Annotated in this window: 18 protein-coding genes; 8 read left to right on the forward strand and 10 right to left on the reverse strand. The window is 75.0% G+C overall.

The genetic code is table 11. The features are described from left to right. Window positions 1-159: 159 nt before the first annotated feature. From ACTSKS_RS08865 to ACTSKS_RS08875, 3 genes are read left to right on the forward strand one after another with little or no spacing between them, the layout of a single operon-like run. A complete protein-coding gene (locus ACTSKS_RS08865) occupies window positions 160-1,413 on the forward strand; it encodes a polysaccharide deacetylase (protein ID WP_134416225.1) in 1,254 nt (417 codons plus the stop codon). Window positions 1,414-1,423: 10 nt separating this feature from the next. Further along, window positions 1,424-1,978 carry a TIGR03086 family metal-binding protein gene (locus ACTSKS_RS08870; RefSeq protein ID WP_134416227.1) on the forward strand — a complete coding sequence of 185 codons (555 nt, stop codon included), beginning with the start codon at window positions 1,424-1,426 and terminating at the stop codon, window positions 1,976-1,978. 39 nt (window positions 1,979-2,017) lie between these two features. Beyond that, window positions 2,018-2,443 (forward strand): iron chaperone, encoded by a 426-nt coding sequence (locus ACTSKS_RS08875; protein ID WP_134416229.1) that lies wholly within the window; start codon window positions 2,018-2,020, stop codon window positions 2,441-2,443. Between the two features lie 17 nt (window positions 2,444-2,460). Here the strand turns inward: ACTSKS_RS08875 and ACTSKS_RS08880 are convergent, their stop codons facing one another. The 4 genes from ACTSKS_RS08880 to ACTSKS_RS08895 form a co-directional block, all read right to left on the reverse strand. Continuing rightward, window positions 2,461-3,258, reverse strand: a complete 798-nt coding sequence (locus ACTSKS_RS08880; protein WP_134416231.1) for a TVP38/TMEM64 family protein — start codon at window positions 3,256-3,258, stop codon at window positions 2,461-2,463. A 162-nt stretch (window positions 3,259-3,420) separates the two neighbouring features. After that, window positions 3,421-4,278 (reverse strand): GTP pyrophosphokinase, encoded by an 858-nt coding sequence (locus ACTSKS_RS08885; protein ID WP_041104107.1) that lies wholly within the window; start codon window positions 4,276-4,278, stop codon window positions 3,421-3,423. A 65-nt stretch (window positions 4,279-4,343) separates the two neighbouring features. Next, entirely contained in the window at window positions 4,344-4,799 is a 456-nt protein-coding gene (locus ACTSKS_RS08890; RefSeq protein ID WP_041104105.1) for an acyl-CoA thioesterase, read from the reverse strand. Further along, window positions 4,796-6,259, reverse strand: coding sequence for an FAD-binding oxidoreductase (locus tag ACTSKS_RS08895; RefSeq protein ID WP_268260351.1), 1,464 nt, complete (start codon window positions 6,257-6,259; stop codon window positions 4,796-4,798). The genes ACTSKS_RS08890 and ACTSKS_RS08895 overlap by 4 nt, the downstream gene beginning before the upstream one ends. Window positions 6,260-6,345: 86 nt before the next feature. On the opposite strand from ACTSKS_RS08895, the gene ACTSKS_RS08900 reads away from it, so the two are divergent. From ACTSKS_RS08900 to ACTSKS_RS08910, 3 genes are all read left to right on the forward strand, one after another. After that, window positions 6,346-7,008: a GNAT family N-acetyltransferase gene (locus tag ACTSKS_RS08900; protein ID WP_078025653.1), complete on the forward strand. Its 663-nt coding sequence runs from the start codon at window positions 6,346-6,348 to the stop codon at window positions 7,006-7,008. A gap of 1 nt (window position 7,009) precedes the next feature. Next, window positions 7,010-8,380: a glutaminase A gene (gene glsA, locus ACTSKS_RS08905; RefSeq protein ID WP_069941202.1), complete on the forward strand. Its 1,371-nt coding sequence runs from the start codon at window positions 7,010-7,012 to the stop codon at window positions 8,378-8,380. Between the two features lie 124 nt (window positions 8,381-8,504). After that, entirely contained in the window at window positions 8,505-9,284 is a 780-nt protein-coding gene (locus ACTSKS_RS08910) for a Pr6Pr family membrane protein (protein ID WP_270618192.1), read from the forward strand. A 50-nt stretch (window positions 9,285-9,334) separates the two neighbouring features. Here the strand turns inward: ACTSKS_RS08910 and ACTSKS_RS08915 are convergent, their stop codons facing one another. The 6 genes from ACTSKS_RS08915 to ACTSKS_RS08940 form a co-directional block, all read right to left on the reverse strand. Beyond that, window positions 9,335-10,000, reverse strand: coding sequence for an SDR family oxidoreductase (locus ACTSKS_RS08915; RefSeq protein WP_152743639.1), 666 nt, complete (start codon window positions 9,998-10,000; stop codon window positions 9,335-9,337). Window positions 10,001-10,101: 101 nt separating this feature from the next. Next, window positions 10,102-11,157 carry a siderophore-interacting protein gene (locus ACTSKS_RS08920; RefSeq protein WP_442927469.1) on the reverse strand — a complete coding sequence of 352 codons (1,056 nt, stop codon included), beginning with the start codon at window positions 11,155-11,157 and terminating at the stop codon, window positions 10,102-10,104. Beyond that, a complete protein-coding gene (locus ACTSKS_RS08925; RefSeq protein WP_036338993.1) occupies window positions 11,154-12,023 on the reverse strand; it encodes an ABC transporter ATP-binding protein in 870 nt (289 codons plus the stop codon). Before ACTSKS_RS08925 ends, ACTSKS_RS08920 begins: the two co-directional genes overlap by 4 nt. Beyond that, window positions 12,020-13,090 carry a FecCD family ABC transporter permease gene (locus tag ACTSKS_RS08930; RefSeq protein WP_442927470.1) on the reverse strand — a complete coding sequence of 357 codons (1,071 nt, stop codon included), beginning with the start codon at window positions 13,088-13,090 and terminating at the stop codon, window positions 12,020-12,022. Before ACTSKS_RS08930 ends, ACTSKS_RS08925 begins: the two co-directional genes overlap by 4 nt. Beyond that, window positions 13,087-14,142: a FecCD family ABC transporter permease gene (locus ACTSKS_RS08935; RefSeq protein ID WP_442927471.1), complete on the reverse strand. Its 1,056-nt coding sequence runs from the start codon at window positions 14,140-14,142 to the stop codon at window positions 13,087-13,089. Before ACTSKS_RS08935 ends, ACTSKS_RS08930 begins: the two co-directional genes overlap by 4 nt. Before the next feature lie 9 nt (window positions 14,143-14,151). Then, window positions 14,152-15,228, reverse strand: a complete 1,077-nt coding sequence (locus ACTSKS_RS08940; RefSeq protein WP_036314491.1) for an ABC transporter substrate-binding protein — start codon at window positions 15,226-15,228, stop codon at window positions 14,152-14,154. Window positions 15,229-15,429: 201 nt separating this feature from the next. Here ACTSKS_RS08940 and ACTSKS_RS08945 point away from each other — a divergent pair, with 201 nt between their 5' ends. Together ACTSKS_RS08945 and ACTSKS_RS08950 are read left to right on the forward strand one after the other, a co-directional pair. Then, complete coding sequence (locus tag ACTSKS_RS08945) at window positions 15,430-16,173, forward strand: ubiquinone/menaquinone biosynthesis methyltransferase (protein WP_065572675.1); 744 nt, start codon at window positions 15,430-15,432, stop codon at window positions 16,171-16,173. 334 nt (window positions 16,174-16,507) lie between these two features. Next, the gene (locus tag ACTSKS_RS08950) at window positions 16,508-17,236 is read left to right on the forward strand and encodes a response regulator transcription factor (RefSeq protein WP_065572949.1); all 729 of its coding nucleotides are present in this window, start codon (window positions 16,508-16,510) and stop codon (window positions 17,234-17,236) included. Window positions 17,237-17,277 lie beyond the last annotated feature (41 nt).

Consider the following 17,277-nt stretch of genomic DNA (forward strand, 5'->3'; position numbering starts at 1 on the left):
GTCCGCGTGACCACTCTGGGCCGTCTGCGGCGGATCGAGCCCCCGCCGCCGGCCGGCCTCCCATGCCGCGCCGTCCCCACCGCCCGCCCCACGCCCGGCAGGGGTGGTCCCGGGCCGGGCGGCCTTGGCATGATGGGTGCCCCCGGAGAAAGGTGCCCGATGCCCCCGCCCGTGCCGCAGCTGACCCGCCGACAGATGCTCCTGGCCGGTTCCGCCCTGCTCGGATCGGGACTGCTGACCGCCTGCGGGCAGGACGGGGAGGACGCGCCGTCGTCGTCGTCCGAGCCCGCCTCGTCCGCGCCCACCTCCGCCGCCCCCGCTGGACCGCCGCCCGCCGGCGACCCGGTGGCCTGGCCGGACGTGGCCCGGGTGCCGCACCTGTTCTTCCACTCCCTCGTGGTGGACCCGGCCCGCGCCTTCGACGGCGACGACAAGGCCGGCGGCTATCTGGACTTCATGGTCACGGTGGACGAGTTCGACGCCGTCATCCGGCAGGTCTACGAGCGCGGCTACGTGCTGGTCTCCCCGCACGAGCTGTACGAGGTGGGCGAGGACGACGTCGTCCGCCCGAAGACCCTCATGGTCCCCGAGGGCCGGACCCCGCTGATCCTCTCCCTGGACGACTGCTCGTACTACCTCTACATGGACGGCGACGGCTTCGCGGACCGCCTGATCGTGGCCGAGGACGGCCGCGTCCGCAACGAGTACACGGACGCCGAGGGCACCACGCACGTCGGGGCGTTCGACGTCGTCCCGCGCCTGGACGACTTCCTCGCCGAGCACCCGGACTTCAGCCTCAACGGCGCCCGCGGCGTGCTGGCCATGACCGGCTACGACGGCGTGTTCGGCTACCGCACCTCGGCCCGCGAGTTCGGGGACAGCCCCACGTTCGACGCCGACGTCGCGGCCGCCACCGAGGTCGCCGACGCGCTCAAGGACAGCGGATGGGAGTTCGCCTCGCACACGTGGGGCCACCGGACGGTGCCGAAGCTGGACAGGGAGGACCTCGAGTTCGACATGGACCTGTGGCACGCCGAGGTGGAGCCGATCCTCGGCCCCACGGACATGCTCATCTACCCGTTCGGCGCGGACGTCACCGGCCCCGGCAAGTACACCGCGGACAACGAGCGGTACCGCTACTTCCGTGAGCTCGGCTACCGCTCCTTCTTCCTCGTGGACGGCACCTCCAAGGCGTGGGGCCAGCTCGAGCCCGGCTACTACCGCGGCTCGCGCATCAACGTGGACGGCATCAGCCTCGCCGCGGCCGTCTCGGGCGAGCGGCCCGTGCTGGAGGAGTTCTTCGACCCCCGGTCCGTCCTGGACCCGGCCCGCCCCGAGTCCATCCGCGGCCCGAAGAAGCCGAGCGCGGCGCCGTCGTCGTCCGCCGCGGCCCCGAGAACCCCGCGACCCTGAGGAGAGCACCATGTCCATCCCCGCCACCGAGGTCGAGGCCCGCTGGAACGCGGCCGCCGAGCCGTTCACCGCCGTCGTCCGGGAGGTGCGGGACTGGGACGCAGCCACCCCGTGCGAGGGCTGGGACGCGCTGGACCTGCTGGACCACGTGATCGCCGGCCAGCGCGACTTCGCCGCCCGCCAGGGCCGGGAGGTGCCCCTCTTCGACGGCTCCCGCCAGCAGCTGGCCACCCAGTGGGCCAAGCACGCCGCCGCCATGTCCGCCCTCGCCGGTGACGAGGAGTTCATCCTGCGGCCCATGAAGACCGCGCTGGGGGAGATGACCGTGGGCGAGGCGCTGATCCGCTTCCACGCGTTCGACCTGATCGTGCACCGTTGGGACCTGGCCCGCTCGCAGGGCGTGGACGCGCAGTTCACGGACGCGGAGATCGACTGCGTGGAGGAGTCGCTGGAGCTGTTCGGCGACGCCGCCTACACGCCCGGCATCCTGGGCGAGCCCGTCCCCGTGGCCGACGACGCCGACCGGCAGACCCGCCTGCTCGGGCGCCTGGGCCGTCGGAGCTGAGACCCGGGCAGGACCCGTCCCCGCACCCCAGGAGGCACCGTGAGCGAGTCCACCGGTTTCAGCGCTGCGGAGCAGGCCGCGATCGCCGAGCGCGCGCAGGAGCTGCGCGCCCAGCGCGGCGGCAAGAAGAAGGCCGACGCCCTGCAGGACCTGCTGGCGACGATCGAGGAGATGCCCGAGCAGGACCGCGCCATGGCAGTGGGGGTGCACCGGATCGTCACGGAGGTGGCCCCGGAGCTCGAACCCCGCACCTGGTACGGCATGCCCGCCTACACGCGCGGCACGGACGTGCTCGTGTTCCTGCAGGTCAGCAGCAAGTTCGGCGTGCGGTACACGACCCTCGGCTTCAACGAGGGGGCGAAGCTCGACGACGGCGTCATGTGGCCGACGTCGTTCGCCCTGACCGCCCTCGACGACGACGCCCGGGCCCGGATCGCCGATCTGGTGCGCCGCGCCGTCGGCTGACGTCCGGCGCAGAGTGGTCACGACACGCCGCGTCGCGTACGGGGAGACGGCGTGTCGTGACCACTCCGCGGGCTTTCCGGCCCCTCCGAGCCCGCCGGCTCCTCCGCGGACCGGGCCGCCCGTCGCCAGTGGCGCACCGCCCACAGGGTCAGACCGCCCACGGTGAGCCAGCCCACCCCGAGCAGCACGCCGTTCACGACGCCCGGGCGCACCGCGAACGCCCCCATCGCCACGAGGGAGAGCTGTCCGGGGATCACCCCGACCGCGGTGGAGCCGGCGAAGATCCCCAGCGGCACGGCGAGCGCGCCCGCCCCGTAGTTCACGGGCCAGTACGGCAGCCCCGGGGCGACGCGCAGGGTCAGCAGGGCGAGGAACCCGGTGTCCTCGAGCCGCCGCTCCACGGTCTCGGCGTGGCGGCCGAGCCAGCGCAGGGCCACCTCGCGTCCGACCGCGCGCGCGATGCCGTACGCCCCGAGCGAGCCCAGCAGGGCTCCGACGACGGACAGCACCGTCCCCTCGATCGCGCCGAAGAGCACACCGGCGGTGACCGCCATGATCGTCACGGGGATGGGGGTGAGCGCCACGGCCGCGTACAGCACGGTGAACGCGAGCCAGCTCCACCAGCCGAAGCCGTCCAGCTGGGCGCGCAGCTCGTCCACGCCGGGCAGGCGCACGGTGAGCGCGAGCCACACGAACGCCGCCACCACGAGGACGAGGGCGGCGGTGCGCAGGCTCGACACCCCGCGGTGCCCGGTGCGGGCGGGCAGGGTGGAGGCGGCGCCGGAGTCGCGCGGCGGCACGGCGGTGGAGGGCATCGGCTCAGGCTACCGGCAGCCGCTCCCTCCGCATGTCCTCCCTGGTCTGCGGTCACGCCCTGCTCTGCTTCGCTGGATCACACGCGTGTGACTCATCCACACCTGTGGACAACTCTGTGGAGAACCCTGTGCACGCGGCCCGCCGGGTGTGGACGGAGGGGTTCAGACGGTGGACGCGCCGGGCGCGTCGTCGCCCGGCTCCGCGTCGCCCGGCCGCGCCTCGCCCGGCTCCACCGTCGGCTCGTCCTCGAAGGCGGGACCGCCGTCGTCCTCCCAGGCCGCGGCGGCGTCGTCGTCCCTGTCGGTCTCCTGCACCTGGTCGTGCAGGCGCTCCATGCGGGTGTCCAGATCCGCGGCCACGCGGGCGGCGGCCACGAGCTCGGTCGCGATGTCCGGGGGCACGCCGCCGTCGAACTTGTAGTTGATCTTGTGCTCGAGCGTGGCCCAGAAGTCCATGGCGCTCGTGCGGAACTGCATCTCCACGGTCACCGGGATCGTGCCGGTGGACAGGTGGATCGGCACCTGCACGAGGCAGTGCAGACTGCGGTAGCCGGAGGGCTTGGGCCGGGAGATGTAGTCCTCCACCTCGAGCACCCGGATGTCCGGCTGCTGCGTGAACTGGCGGAACACGCGGTACACGTCCCGGGCGAAGCTGACGATCACGCGCGCCCCGGCGATGTCCGTGACGTTGGTGCGCAGCGCGTCCAGGTCCAGGGACAGCCCGCGGGCGGAGGCCTTGCGCAGGATCGACTCCGGCGACTTCACCCGCGTGACGATGTGCTCGATGGGGTTGTAGTCGTGCAGGTGCGTGAACTCGTCCCGCAGCACCTCGAGCCGCGCCTCCACCTGGAGCAGGGCCGAGCGGTACTCGAGGTCGAAGCGCTCGACGTCTCGGCGCAGCCGCTCCAGCGCCCCTGACGCCGCGGGGGTGAGCTGCGTCAACTCGGACACGGGGGTGCTGCGCAGCGCCTCGACGTCCGCCGAGGGCACGGGCGCGTCCGGGGAAGGGTCCTGCTCCATGGCCTCAGAGCCTACGGCGGGATCCTGCGAGACGGCTGGCCGTCCACAGGCCCGACGGCGGCCCGTCAGTCCTCGGCGGGGATCAGCACGCGCTCGAAGGCGGCGCGCTCCTCGTCGGAGACGGCCACGGGCCGCCCGGCCGCCGGGTCCACCTGCACGAACACGGCGTCGCACAGCACGCAGCGCCGCCCGTCCTGCCACAGCTCGTGGCGCAGCGTGAAGGACGTCCGGCCGATCCGCAGGATCCACACCCGCGCCGTCACCTCGGGCCCGGCGTAGACCACGGGCGCCTCGTACTGGACCTCCATGGACCGCACGACGCGCTGGACGTCCGGGGACGCCGTCGTCGTGGCCCACGCGGCCAGGGCGCGCACGCGCGCCTCCTCGGTGAGGGTGAGCAGGCGGGCGTTGTTGACGTGGCCGTAGCGGTCCTCGTCGGACCAGCGCAGCTGCAGCCCGACCTCGAACGGGGTCGGCGTGCCGGCGTCGGCGGGGGTCTCGGGGGTGGTCGGCTGAGTCACGGGGTGAACACCTTTCCTGGGTTGAGGATGCCGTGCGGGTCGAACACGGCCTTGATGCGCTGCTGGAGGTCGTGCTGGGCGTCGCCGAGCTCGTCCCGCAGGAACGCGCGCTTGAGCAGGCCCACGCCGTGCTCGCCGGTGAGCGTGCCGCCGAGTTCCAGGCCCGCGCGGAACAGCTCGCCGGCGGCCTCCCACACGTCCGCCGGGATCGACGCGGCGTCCTCGGCCGCGCCGCCCACCTGCGCCGCGGCGCCGAACAGCAGGATCGGGTGCAGGTTGCCGTCCCCGGCGTGGGCCGTGGTGGGGATGGCGACGCCGGTGCGTGCCTCGATCTCACGGATCCGCGCGAACATCTCGGCCATGCGACTGCGCGGGACGGCCACGTCCTCCACGAGCGGGGTGCCGAGGCGCTCGAGCGCGGGGAACGCGGTGCGGCGCAGGGCCATGAGGGCCTCCCCCTCGGCGGGGTCCACGGTCACGGTGACGTCCCCGCCGTGGGCGCGCATGAGGGCGGCCATGGCCTCCCCGTCCGCCTCGGCGCCGGCGCCGTCGGCCTGCACCAGCAGGAACGCGCCGGACTCGGGCAGGGCGGCCCCGCGTTCGGGCCCCGCGTGCGCGCGCACCGCGGCGAGCGTCGCCTCGTCCATCAGCTCCATCAGGGCGGGCACGTGACCGGCCCCGGTGATCGCCTCGGCCGCGGCGGCGCCCGCGACGACGTCCGGGAAGAACCCGCCGAGCGTCACCGGCACGCCGCACACGGCCGGCCGCAGCGCCAGCGTCGCGCCCACGATCACGCCGAGCGTGCCCTCCGAGCCGATCATCAGCGCGACCAGGTCGTAGCCGGTCACCCCCTTGACGGTGCGGTGGCCCAGCCGCAGCAGGGTGCCGTCCGCGAGCACCACGTCCAGGCCCAGCACCGCCTCGCGCGTGACGCCGTACTTGGCGCACAGCAGCCCGCCGGCGTTCATCGCGATGTTGCCGCCCACCGTGGAGATGTCCTTCGACGCGGGATCCGGGGCCCACCACAGCCCGTGCTCGGCGAGCGCGGCGTTCAGCGCCCCGTTGAGGATCCCCGGCTCGACGACGGCCACGCGGTCCGCGGGGGAGACCTCCAGGATCCGGTCCATCGCGGTCATGTCCAGGACGATCTCGCCCGCCCCCGCGACGGCGCCGCCGGCCAACCCCGTGCCCGCTCCGCGGGTGACCAGCGGGGTGCGGGTCCCGTGCGCGATCCGGCACGCGGCCTGCACGTCCTCCACCGTCCGCGCGCGGACCACGGCCAGCGGCGCGGCGGGGGAGCGATGCCCCGAGCGGTCCGCCCGGGCGGCCTCGAGTGCGGCGGCGGAGACGTCCACGCGGCCGGGCAGCTCCGCCTGCAGACGGGCGACGACGTCGGCGGGCGGGGCGTCCGCGGCAGGCGGGGCGGCGGGGGTCGGGTCGAGGGGCGCGGAGAAGTCCATGCCCACCAGTGTCGCCGATCACACGGGGCGGAACGTGCGTCGGCCGGTCCGATGACGCGCCCGGCCCCGTCCCTAGACTGGGGGCCATGACCTCCCCGGACCCCGCGCCCCCGCGCCCCCGCGTCCACGTGCTCACCCTGCGCCCGGATGGAGCCCGCGAGGACACCGCCCGCCGTGTGGGCATCGTCCTCGCCGAGGCCTTCGCCACGGACCCGTACACGCTCGGGCTCGTGCCCGAGGACCGGCGCGAGGCCCGCCTCGAGCGCAAGTTCACCGCCGCCGTGCGCCACGGGCTGCGCACGGGGGCCGACGGCGCCCCGCTCGGCGCCGTGGACGTTGCCGTGGACGCCGACGACGGCACGCTGCTCGGCGCCGCCGTGTGGACCTCCCCCGCCGCCCCCCGCGGGGTCGACGTGCCGGGCCTGCTGGCGGGGCTGCCCACCGCGGTCGCCGTCCACGGCCGCCACACCCTCGCCCTGAAGCGGATCCAGGCCGCCTGCGAGCGTGCCCGCCCGGCAGGCCGGCACTGGTACCTTGAGGAGGTCGGCGCCGTCCCGTCCGCCCGCGGACGCGGGGCGGCGAGTGCGCTGGTGCGCCATGGCCAGCGCCGCGCGTCGGGCCTGCCCGTGCACCTCGAGGCGTCCGTGCCCGCCACCGTCCCGTTCTATGAGCGGCTCGGCTTCCGTGCCACCGGCCACGTGCCCGTGCCCGGGGGCGAGCCCCTGACCTGCCTGCGCTGGGAGGCCTGAGATGAGACACCCGATCCCCGACTACCTGGCGAGCCTGATCACCGAGCTCGGCGCCGTGAACCCGGGCGAGACGGCCCAGTACATCCCCGTGCTCGCGGAGGCGGACCCGGACCGCTTCGGCATCGCGCTGGCCACCCCCACCGGGCGGCTGCACTGCGCGGGGGACGCGGACGTGGAGTTCACCATCCAGTCCGCGTCCAAGCCGTTCACGTACGCGGCCGCGCTCGTGGACCGGGGCTTCGCCGCCGTGGACCGGCAGGTGGGGTTGAACCCCTCGGGCGAGGCCTTCAACGAGCTCTCCCTCGAGGCGGAGTCGCACCGCCCGGACAACGCCATGATCAACGCCGGCGCGCTCGCGGTGCACCAGCTGCTCGTGGGACCGGAGGCGAGCCGGGAGGAGCGGCTGGACCGGGCCGTGGAGATCATGTCCCTGCTCGCCGGGCGTCGGCTCTCGGTGGACCGGGAGACGTACGAATCCGAGATGGCGGTCTCGGACCGCAACCTCGCCCTGGCGCACATGCTCCGCAGCTACGGGGTGCTGCAGGACTCCGCCGAGGAGATCGTGGCCGGGTATGTGGCGCAGTGCGCCGTGCGCGTCACCGTCAAGGACCTCGCCGTGATGGGCGCGTGTCTGGCGACCGGCGGCATCCACCCGATGACGGGCGAGCGGGTGCTGCCGTCCATCGTGGTGCGGCGCGTGGTGTCCGTGATGACCTCCTCCGGCATGTACAACGCCGCCGGGCAGTGGCTCGCCGACGTCGGGATCCCGGCCAAGTCCGGGGTGGCCGGCGGTGTGCTCGGCGCGCTGCCGGGCCGCGTGGGGATCGGCGTGTTCTCGCCGCGCCTGGACGAGGTGGGCAACTCGGCGCGCGGCGTGCTGGCGTGCCGCCGCCTCTCCGAGGACTTCCGGCTGCATCTCATGGACGGGGACAGCCTGGGCGGCACCGCCGTGCGCTTCGTGGAACGCGAGGGTGACCGCGTGTTCCTGCACCTGCAGGGCGTGATCCGGTTCGGCGGCGCCGAGGCGGTGCTGGACGCGCTCACGGACCTGCGCACCGGTGCGGAGAAGCCCGGCACCGGGTGGGACGCCGCCGTCTACCCGCGGTGGCAGGAGGCCGCGGCGGACAGAGCGGCGCTCTCGGCCGCGACCGGCGGCGGGGCGGTGCACGAGGCCGCCGCCGTGGCCGCCCGAGATGAGAACGACGGGCCCATCCGCACCGTGGTGCTCAACCTCACGCGGGTGGACTGGATCGACGACGTCGGCCGACGGCTGATCGCCGAGGGCGTGCGCCGGCTGCAGGCCGACGGCGTGCGCGTGGAGGTCGAGGATCCGGAGCGCATCCTGCCGCTGGAGGAGGCCGGCGCCCACTGAGGCGGCGGGGCGGGCAGGAGGGGGGGCGCGGCGGTGTTCTCCGTCTCGCCCCCTTTCGTTCAACTGCTGTTCATGTGAGAATGGGCGGTCTGATCCCTTGACCCCCGTTCGAGGACGACCCCCCATGCCCCTTTCCACCCTCCGCGTCAGCCTGCCCTCCGTCCGCCGCACCCGCCCCGCCCCGCAGGGGGTCCGTGAGCGGATCGCGCACGCCGTCGTGTCCCGGCTGCAGCCGCGTCCCGTGCCGCCGGTGGACCGTCGGAGCCGCCTGGCGTGGCAGGTCTCGGGGGCACTGCCGCTGATCGGGTGCCTGACCTCGTTCCCCATCGGGATGTCCAAGGACTCCATGGTGATCCCGGGCGTCGGCTATCACGGCGGGTTCCCCGCGGGCTGGTCCCACGCCCTCAACCAGCCGGCGTACTTCACGTGGCTGTCCAACGCGCTGGTCGCGGGCACGTCGCTGACGCTGGCCGCGCGTCGTGAGGCGCCCACGTCGGACGCGTTCTGGGCCGTGCGCACCGCCGGCCTCGGCTCGGTGATGGTCACGGGGATCGTCTACAACGCGGTGCTGCGCGGCCGCGAACAGGACACCTTCCTCTACCGGTTCAACGACGCGCTGCAGCACATCGTCAACCCCGTGCTCGCCCCGGCGGTGTGGGCGCTGTTCGACCCCCGCGGGCAGATCACGCCGCGGCGCGCCGGGCTGGCCTCGGTCATCCCGCTGATGTGGGCGGCGGCGACCATGGCGCGCGGGCCCCGCATCGACTGGTACCCGTACCCGTTCCTCGACGTGCCGCGGCTCGGCCGCCGCAGCGTGGGCGTCGTGCTCGCCGGGATCCTGGCCGGCTTCACCGGGCTCATGGGCGTGCTCGGCACCGTGGACCGCCGCCTCGGCCCGGCCTGAGCGAGGGCGGTCCCCGGCGCTGGCGGCCGCCGCCCGGCGCTGGCGGCGCGTCAGTCGCCGCGGACGGCCTCGGCCACGGGCACGTCGCCGTCCACGAAGTCGATCTTCCGGCCCACCGTGCCCGGCTCGTTGAGCACGGCCACGATCGCCCGGGCGACGTTGCCGCGGCTGGCCTCACGCTGCGAGGCGTCGGAGTCGGAGAGGTCCGGGTCCACGGTGATGCGCCCGGACGGCTCCTCCTCGGTCAGGGCGCCGGGGCCGAGGATGGTCCAGGCCAGCCCGGAGTCCCGCAGCGCCTCGTCCGCCTCGGCCTTGGCCTGCGCGTAGGTGTAGAAGGGGTCGTCCTCGGGCACGTCGTGGTGCAGGGACGCGCCGAGGTAGGACACCATCACGTAGCGCCGCACGCCCGCGGCCTCGGCGGCGCGCATGCTGGCGACGGCGGCGTCGTGGTCCACGGCCCGGGTGCGCTGGGCGTCGCCGCCGCCGGCGCCCGCGGAGAACACGACGTTGTCCGCGTCGCGCAACGCGTGGACCAGCTCCTCCTGGTCCGCCTTCTCGATGTCCAGGACGAGCGGTTCGGCGCCGGCGGCGCGGACGTCCTCGGCCTGGTCGGGGTTGCGGATGAGGGAGACGACGTCGTGGCCGGCCTCCGCCAGCAGGGGCGCGGCGAGCAGGGCCACCTTGCCGTGGCCGCCGATGATCACGGTGCGGGTCATGGGGATCTCTCCTTCGGTTCGATCGGGTGCTGGACTTCCACAGTAGGGAGAGCCCGCCGCCGGTGCGAGGGTGGAGCGGCGCGCGATCGCCACCCCACCCCTCAGCTCTCCGCCTGGCCCTCGCGCCAGTAGCCCATGAAGGAGACGTGCTTCTTCGGCACGCCGCCGGGGCCCACGCTGAGCCGGCGCAGGGCGCGCACCATCGCGGACTCCCCGGCGAGGAACACGTAGGCCTCGGGCCGTTCGTCGGCCTCGAGGGCGGCGACGGTCCACTCGCGCTCGACGGAGGCCGCGGGCGGCGCGACCGGCCCGCCGGCGTCGTCGGGGTCCACGCCCAGCAGGGCGGCGAGGCGGGCGTGCGCCCAGGACCCCGACGGCGCCCCCGGCGCCCGGCGGCCCACGTGCAGGCGCACGCGGCCCCGGTCCGTCAGCTCCGTCACGGCCCGCCAGTCCCACGGTTCGGGGACGGCCAGGCGCTCGGCGATGAGGTCTGCGGCCTGCCCGTCGTGGGGCAGCTCGAGCACGAGGTCCGCCTCGCCGTCGAACCCGCCGAAGGGGTCCGCGAGCTCCTCCGCCACGGACACCAGGGCGGGGACGGCGGTCTCGTCGCCCACGGCCAGCACACGGCGCGCCCCCGTCTGCCGCCAGCCGGACCACGCCGGCGCCTCCGCCGAGGGCACCAGCACGTTCACCGCGTCCCCCGCCTGGACGGCGCGCGCCCAGCGCAGGCCCGGCCCCTGATGCGGGTCGGCGGGGTCGTCCGGGTCGCCGTGCAGCACCACGTCCACGGTCAGCGAGGGCACCTGCCGCCCGTCGAGCCGCACGAACCCGGCCGAGCGCACCGTGTACGTGCGCATCCAGCCGCGCTCCTCCTCGGGGATGGCCAGGAACCCGGCGCGGAACCCGGCGGACAGGTCCGGGTCCGCCGACGTCCCGCCTGGCGGGGGGATCAGCAGCTTCACATAGGCGTCCCGGCGCGGCCGCGCGCCCCGGTACAGGGCATGCAGGTCGGCGACGCCGGGCGGCAGCAGTCCCAGCAGGTCCCCGCTGGCGGCCTCCAGGTCCGGCCCCGCCAGCACGATCCGCCGGAACCCGCGGCACGGCTGCTCCACGGACACCACGCGCGTGTGCGCCACGATCATGCCGTCGGCGCTCATCGGCGGTCCCCGTTCCCGCGCGGCAGCACCACGGGGTGGCCCAGCAGCGGATCGGCCACCACGTCCGCGTCCAGGCCGAACACCTCGGCCAGCACCTCAGGCACGATCACCTCGCCCGGCGTGCCCTGCGCCACCACCCGGCCCGCGGCCATCGCCACGATGTGGTCCGCGCTGCGCGCCGCCAGGTTCAGCTCGTGCAGCACCGCGACGACGGTCGCCCGGCCCCCGCCGCGCGGGTCCGGGAGCGCCCGCACCAGGTCGAGCACCTCCACCTGATGGCTGAGGTCGAGGTAGCTCGTGGGCTCGTCGAGGAGCACCACCGGGGTCTGCTGGGCGAGCACGAGGGCGAGCCACGCCCGCTGCCGCTGCCCGCCGGAGAGCGTGCCGGCCTCGCGCTCGGCGAGCTCCACGAGGTCGGTGCGCTCGAGCGCCGAGGCGATCGCGGCGTCGTCGCCGGCGGCCCGGCCGCCGAGGAGCCCGCGGTGCGGGTGACGGCCGCGCGCCACGAGCTGCGCCACCGTCATGCCCTCGGGCGCCACGGGATGCTGGGGCAGCAGCGCCACGGTGCGGGCGTAATCGCGCGCGGAGACGCGGGCGGCGTCCCGGCCGAGCACCTCGATGCTCCCGGCGCGCGGGGCGAGCTGGCGGGTCAGGCCGCGCAGCAGCGTGGACTTGCCGCAGCCGTTGGCGCCGATGATCGCGGTGACGCGCCCGGCGGGCACGTCCAGGTCGAGGTCCTCGACGATCGGCGGTGCCGAGGCCGGGCCGTAGCCGAGCGTCAGGCCGCGCAGGCGGATCGCGACGTCGTCGGCGGCCCCGGCGCGCGGTGCGGCGGGGGACGGGACGGTGAGCGGGGGAGCGGTCATGCGGGGCGCACGCCTCCTGGGGTCCGGCCCTGGCGCAGCAGCAGCCAGAGCATGAGCGGGGCGCCGGCGGCGCCGGTGAGCACACCGGTGGGCAGGGCGGCGCCGGTGAGCAGGGGGACGGCCTCGCCGGCCACAAGGTCCGCGAGGAGCACGAGCGCGGCGCCCGTGAGCGCCGCCGCGGGCAGGGAGGGCAGGCCGCGGGTGAGCCCGCGCGCCACCGGGGTGGCCAGCAGCGCGACGAACGCCAGCGGCCCCACGACGGCGGTCGCCGCGGCGGCCAGCACCGCGCCGAGCCCCAGCGCCGCGGCCGAGGTGGGGCGCGGTCGGGCGCCGAGGGCGTGCGCGAGGTCCGGGCCGACGTCGGCGGGGGCCAGCCGCGCGTGGAGCACCCCCGCCAGCGGCAGGGCGGCCACGAGCACGCCCGCGAGCAGCGCGATGCGCCCCCACGAGACGCCGTTGAGCGAGCCGGCGATCCAGACGGTGGCCGACTGCAGGTCGTGCTGGGCCAGCGAGAGCATGGCCCCGGCCACCACGGCCTGGCCCGCCGCCGCCACCGCGATGCCGGCCACGACGAACCGTTCGCCGCCCACCGAGCGGGCCGTGGCGAACACGGCGACCACCGCCGCGAGGCCACCGATCAGTGCCGTGGCGGCGCGCGTCAGGTCCGATCCGCCGCCGGTCTGCCCGGCGGTCGCCAGCATCCCCAGCACGACCGCCGCCGCGGCGCCCTGGGTGACGCCCAGGATGTCCGGCGAGGCCAGGGGGTTGCGCAGGGTGCGCCGGTAGAGCGCGCCGGCCGCGCCCAGGGCGGCGCCGGTGAGCACCGCGGCCACGGCGCGGGGCAGCTTCTCCTCCAGCACGATGAAGCTCGCTCCCGGGATCGTCTCCCCGGCCAGGATCCGCACGAGGTCCGGGACGGTCACCTGGTACGTGCCCCACACCACGCGCAGCAGGGCGAGGACCAGCACGGCCACGGCGAGGCCCGTGCAGGCCCCTCCGAGGCGGCGCCGGTCGGAGCGGCGCAGGCGGGCGACGACGTCGTCCGAGGCGGTGCGCTGGACGCTCATGCGGCCACCCCCGGGCGGCGCAGCAGCGCCAGCAGCACGGGCACGCCGAGCAGGACGGTGGTCACCCCGAGGTGGATCTCCCCGGGCGCCACGACGAGCCGCCCGGCGAGGTCCGCGAGGATCACGAGGACGGCGCCCCACAGGGCGCAGCCGACCATCAGGGCCCGCGTGCTCGGCGGCCGCAGACGGCGCAGCGCGTGGGGCACGAGCAGTCCCACGAACCCGACCGGCCCGGCCAGCGCCACCGCCGCGGCCGTGAGCAGCACGACCGCGCCCAGCAGCACCGCGCGCACCCGCTCCGGGCGCCCGCCCAGGCCGTGCGCGAGGTCGTCGCCGAGGGCGAGGGCGTCGAGCCCGGGGGCCACGGCGACGGCGGCGAGCAGCCCGACGGCGATCACGGGCGCCAGGGTGAGCGCCTCGCCGAGGTCGGCGCGGGCCACCGTGCCCACGGCCCAGAACCGCAGTCGGTCCTGGACCGTGGGGGAGAGCACGAGCAGCGCCGTGGTGCCGGCGGTGGCGCCGGCGGTGATCGCGGCGCCGGCCAGCACGAGCGCCATGGGGGAGGGGGCGCCGGGCGTCCGGCCCCTCCGCGTGGCGGCCGCCGCCACCGCGTAGCCGAGCGCCGCCGCGACCAGCGTCCCGACGGCGGCCAGCGCCAGCACCCCGAACGTGGAGCCGGCGACGCCGAGCGCCATGCCCGCCGCCACGGCCAGCCCCGCGCCGGCGGAGAGCCCGAGCAGCCCCGGGTCACCGAGCGGGTTGCGGGTGGCCCCCTGCAGGGCCGCGCCGGCCACGGCCAGCGCCGCCCCCACCAGCGCCCCCGTCACCACGCGGGGCACGCGGGAGGCCACGGCCGCCGCCTCGATGCCCTCCGGCACGGGGTGCCCGGTGAGGACCGCGCCCAGGGTGTCGAGCGCCGTCGTCGCCGGCACGGTGCGCGCGCCGAGGGCGACGCCGGCCACGAGCGCCGCCAGCAGCAGCGCCGCGGGCAGGGCGCCCATCAGCACGCCCGCGCGGACGCGGGCCGGGGAGGCCAGGGCCGTGGACGGCATGGGGAGGGATCAGCCCTGCGCGGTCTTCGCGGCCTCGGCGATCGGCGGGACGACCTTCTCGAGCGCGAACGGGATGGACAGCGGGGAGATCGCGGAGACGGAGAGGACCTCCTGCTCGTCCGTCTGCAGGACGAGGGCGCCGGCCTTCACGGCCGGGATCGAGCCCAGCAGGGGGTCGGACTCGATGGCCTCGCGGACCGAGTCCTGGGCGGCCCAGGAGACGAACACGTCCGACTCCAGCTCGTCCGCGCGCTCGGGCGACCACGTGAAGAAGAACGCCTGGTCCTCCGGGGAGTTCTCCGTCACCACCGGCGCCTGCTCCATGCCGAGCAGCTCGAGGAACTTCGGGCGGTTGTCCACGTCCGTGTAGATGCTGATCTGGTCCGCGGCGGCGGGGTCGATGGTGCCGTAGACGAAGGACGCGCCCTGGAGGCCCGCGTGCTTCTCGCCGGCGTCCTTGATCTGCTGCTCGAGGTCCGCGATGAGCTCCTCCGCCTCCTGCTCCTTGCCGAGCACGCGGCCGATGACCTCCGTGGACTGCTGCCACGAGGTGCCGTAGGCGGGGACGTCCTTCGGGTAGGCCACGGTGGGGGCGATCTTCGAGAGGCGGTCGTAGTCCTCCTGCGTGATGCCGGAGTAGACGGCGAGGATGACGTCCGGCTTCACGGCGGCGATCGCCTCGGCGTCGATGCCGGAGGCCTCGGACCACTGCACGGGCTTCTGGGCGCCCTCGGTCTCGGCGAGCTTCGCGTCGAACCAGTCGGTGGACTTCTCCGCGTTCCCGCCGAACTCCACGGCGGCCACGCCCACCGGCACCACCCCGAGGGCGAGGGCCACGTCCTGGTTCACCCAGGACACGGTGGCCACGCGGGCCGGGCGCTGCGGGATCTCGGTGGTGCCGTAGACGTGCTCGATGCTGCGCGGGAACGCGGCGTCCCCGCCCGCGGCGTCTGACGACGACGCACCGGCCGACGAGGACGAGGCCGAGCCTCCGGCCGGGCCGGTGGAGCACGCGGCGAGCAGGAGGGTGAGCCCGACTCCCCCGCTGGCGAGGAGGGAGCGGCGGGACAGGGGGGACGGTGCCATGGTGGTGGCCTTTCACGGTCGCGACGCGCGGGCGCCGGGCGGAGGGGGTCGGGTCTGCGGTCGGGGAGGGCGGCGGCCCTGGGGGCCGACATTAGCGAACATCGACGTGAGGTAACTCTGGAAGGTTAGGGCAACCTAACGCCCCTGTGCAATCCCGGGGAGGGGCGTCGTCGGGGGAGGTGGGCGGGATACGGTGGTCTGGTGAGCCAGAACCCCCTCCCCGCCCCACGCGGCGACGCCCAGCGCGGCGCCGCCGACCACCACGACCGGGTCTCCGCGATGTTCGACGCCATCGCCGGCCGCTACGACCTGATGAACGCCGTCATGACCTGGGGTCAGGAGCCGCGCCTGGTGCGCCACACGGTGGCGCGGGCCGACATCCCGGCGCAGGCCCGCGTGCTCGACCTGGCCACCGGCACCGGCGACCTCGCGTTCGAGGTGCTCAAGCAGCACCCCGACGCACAGGTGGTGGGCGCGGACATCGCCGCCGAGATGATGGAGGTCGGCCGTGCCCGCGCGGGCGGGGACCGCATCGAGTGGGTCGTCGCGGACGCGACGGACCTGCCGTTCGAGGCCGGCTCGTTCGACGCCGTGACCCACGGCTACCTGCTGCGCAACGTCGCGGACATCCCGGCGACTCTCGCCGAGCAGTTCCGCGTGCTGCGCCCCGGCGGCTGGGTCGCGGCCCTCGAGACGTCGCCGGCGCCGGACAACGTGCTCAAGCCGTTCTCCTCCTTCTACATCCACCGGGTGATGCCGCAGCTCGCGAAGCTGATCGCCGACCGGCCCGAGGCCTACGCGTACCTGTCCTCCTCGACGAAGGCGTTCCACACGCCGGACGAGGTCGCGGACCTCTTCGCCGAGGCCGGCTTCGTGAACATCGGCCACGAGACCCACATGTTCGGCACCCTGGCCACGCACTGGGCCATGAAGCCGGTCGACTGACGCCGGCCACGCGGCGCGGCGTCAGCACAGGGCGGCCCCGGTGGCGCCGCCGGATGCGTCAGGGCTGTGACGAGTCACGCTGATGTCCGCAATCCGAGAAGACTCTGGGCCGACCCGGCTGATCCGCGTAGCATGGGGCTCCGTCGAGGGGGGATCCGCGCACCCCCCGGCCTCCGGTCGCCGCCCGTCCGCCATCCCCCGGAACGGCGTCGCCCCTCCGTCGCGAGGCGCTCGTCCCCCGCAGCCCGCGACGTCCGCGTGGGCACCGTGAACCGTCTCCCGAACGTAGAGGAACTTTGTGAGCCCCATCCAGAGCACCACCGGCCCGTCATCCATGGCAGAGCTGAAGGAGGTCCTGCCCGAGCTCTCGCACCCGGACGGCGCACCGGTGCGGGTGCTCGTCGTGGACGACGAGCCGATGATCGCCGACCTGCTCTCCATGGGCTTCACCCTCTGCGGCTGGGAGGTGATCGTGGCCCACGACGGCGCGACCGCCGTCGAGCTGGGCACCGCCGGCCGGCCGGACCTGGCGATCCTGGACGTCATGCTGCCGGACATGGACGGCCTGGACGTCCTGGAGCGCCTGCGCGCCCACTGGTCGGAGATGCCCGCCATGTTCCTCACCGCCAAGGACGCGACGGAGGACCGTGTGGCGGGCCTGGCCGCCGGCGGCGACGACTACGTGACCAAGCCCTTCTCGATGGAGGAGGTGCTCATCCGCGCCCACCGGCTCGTGCAGCGCTCCGGTGTGGTCTCGGGCGGCTCCGAGGTGCTCGTGGTCGGCGACCTGGTGATGAACACCCGCACCCACGAGGTGACCCGCGGCGGCGACGAGATCGAGCTGACGGCCACGCAGTACAACCTGCTGAAGTTCCTCATGGCCAACGTCCGCACGGTGCTCTCCAAGGAGCGCATCCTGCAGGACGTCTGGGGCTACGACTTCGGCGGCCGCGCGAACATCGTCGAGCTGTACATCTCCTACCTGCGGAAGAAGATCGACGCGGACCGGGATCCCATGATCCACACCATCCGCGGCGCCGGGTATGTCATCCGGCCTGCCTGAGACCGTCGCGGTCCCGTCGGGGCACGGCAGCACCCGCCGCA

The organism is Micrococcus sp. TCR-5, from assembly GCF_052220525.1.
GTDB lineage: Bacteria > Actinomycetota > Actinomycetes > Actinomycetales > Micrococcaceae > Micrococcus > Micrococcus luteus.

Coding starts and splice junctions, on each gene's coding strand:
- ACTSKS_RS08865 (WP_134416225.1), top strand. CDS start 160: ATGCCCCCGCCCGTGCCGCAGCTGACCCGCCGACAGATGCTCCTGGCC.
- ACTSKS_RS08870 (WP_134416227.1), top strand. CDS start 1,424: ATGTCCATCCCCGCCACCGAGGTCGAGGCCCGCTGGAACGCGGCCGCC.
- ACTSKS_RS08880 (WP_134416231.1), bottom strand. CDS start 3,258: ATGCCCTCCACCGCCGTGCCGCCGCGCGACTCCGGCGCCGCCTCCACC.
- ACTSKS_RS08885 (WP_041104107.1), bottom strand. CDS start 4,278: ATGGAGCAGGACCCTTCCCCGGACGCGCCCGTGCCCTCGGCGGACGTC.
- ACTSKS_RS08895 (WP_268260351.1), bottom strand. CDS start 6,259: ATGGACTTCTCCGCGCCCCTCGACCCGACCCCCGCCGCCCCGCCTGCC.
- ACTSKS_RS08900 (WP_078025653.1), top strand. CDS start 6,346: ATGACCTCCCCGGACCCCGCGCCCCCGCGCCCCCGCGTCCACGTGCTC.
- glsA (WP_069941202.1), top strand. CDS start 7,010: ATGAGACACCCGATCCCCGACTACCTGGCGAGCCTGATCACCGAGCTC.
- ACTSKS_RS08910 (WP_270618192.1), top strand. CDS start 8,505: ATGCCCCTTTCCACCCTCCGCGTCAGCCTGCCCTCCGTCCGCCGCACC.
- ACTSKS_RS08915 (WP_152743639.1), bottom strand. CDS start 10,000: ATGACCCGCACCGTGATCATCGGCGGCCACGGCAAGGTGGCCCTGCTC.
- ACTSKS_RS08920 (WP_442927469.1), bottom strand. CDS start 11,157: ATGAGCGCCGACGGCATGATCGTGGCGCACACGCGCGTGGTGTCCGTG.
- ACTSKS_RS08925 (WP_036338993.1), bottom strand. CDS start 12,023: ATGACCGCTCCCCCGCTCACCGTCCCGTCCCCCGCCGCACCGCGCGCC.
- ACTSKS_RS08930 (WP_442927470.1), bottom strand. CDS start 13,090: ATGAGCGTCCAGCGCACCGCCTCGGACGACGTCGTCGCCCGCCTGCGC.
- ACTSKS_RS08935 (WP_442927471.1), bottom strand. CDS start 14,142: ATGCCGTCCACGGCCCTGGCCTCCCCGGCCCGCGTCCGCGCGGGCGTG.
- ACTSKS_RS08940 (WP_036314491.1), bottom strand. CDS start 15,228: ATGGCACCGTCCCCCCTGTCCCGCCGCTCCCTCCTCGCCAGCGGGGGA.
- ACTSKS_RS08950 (WP_065572949.1), top strand. CDS start 16,508: ATGGCAGAGCTGAAGGAGGTCCTGCCCGAGCTCTCGCACCCGGACGGC.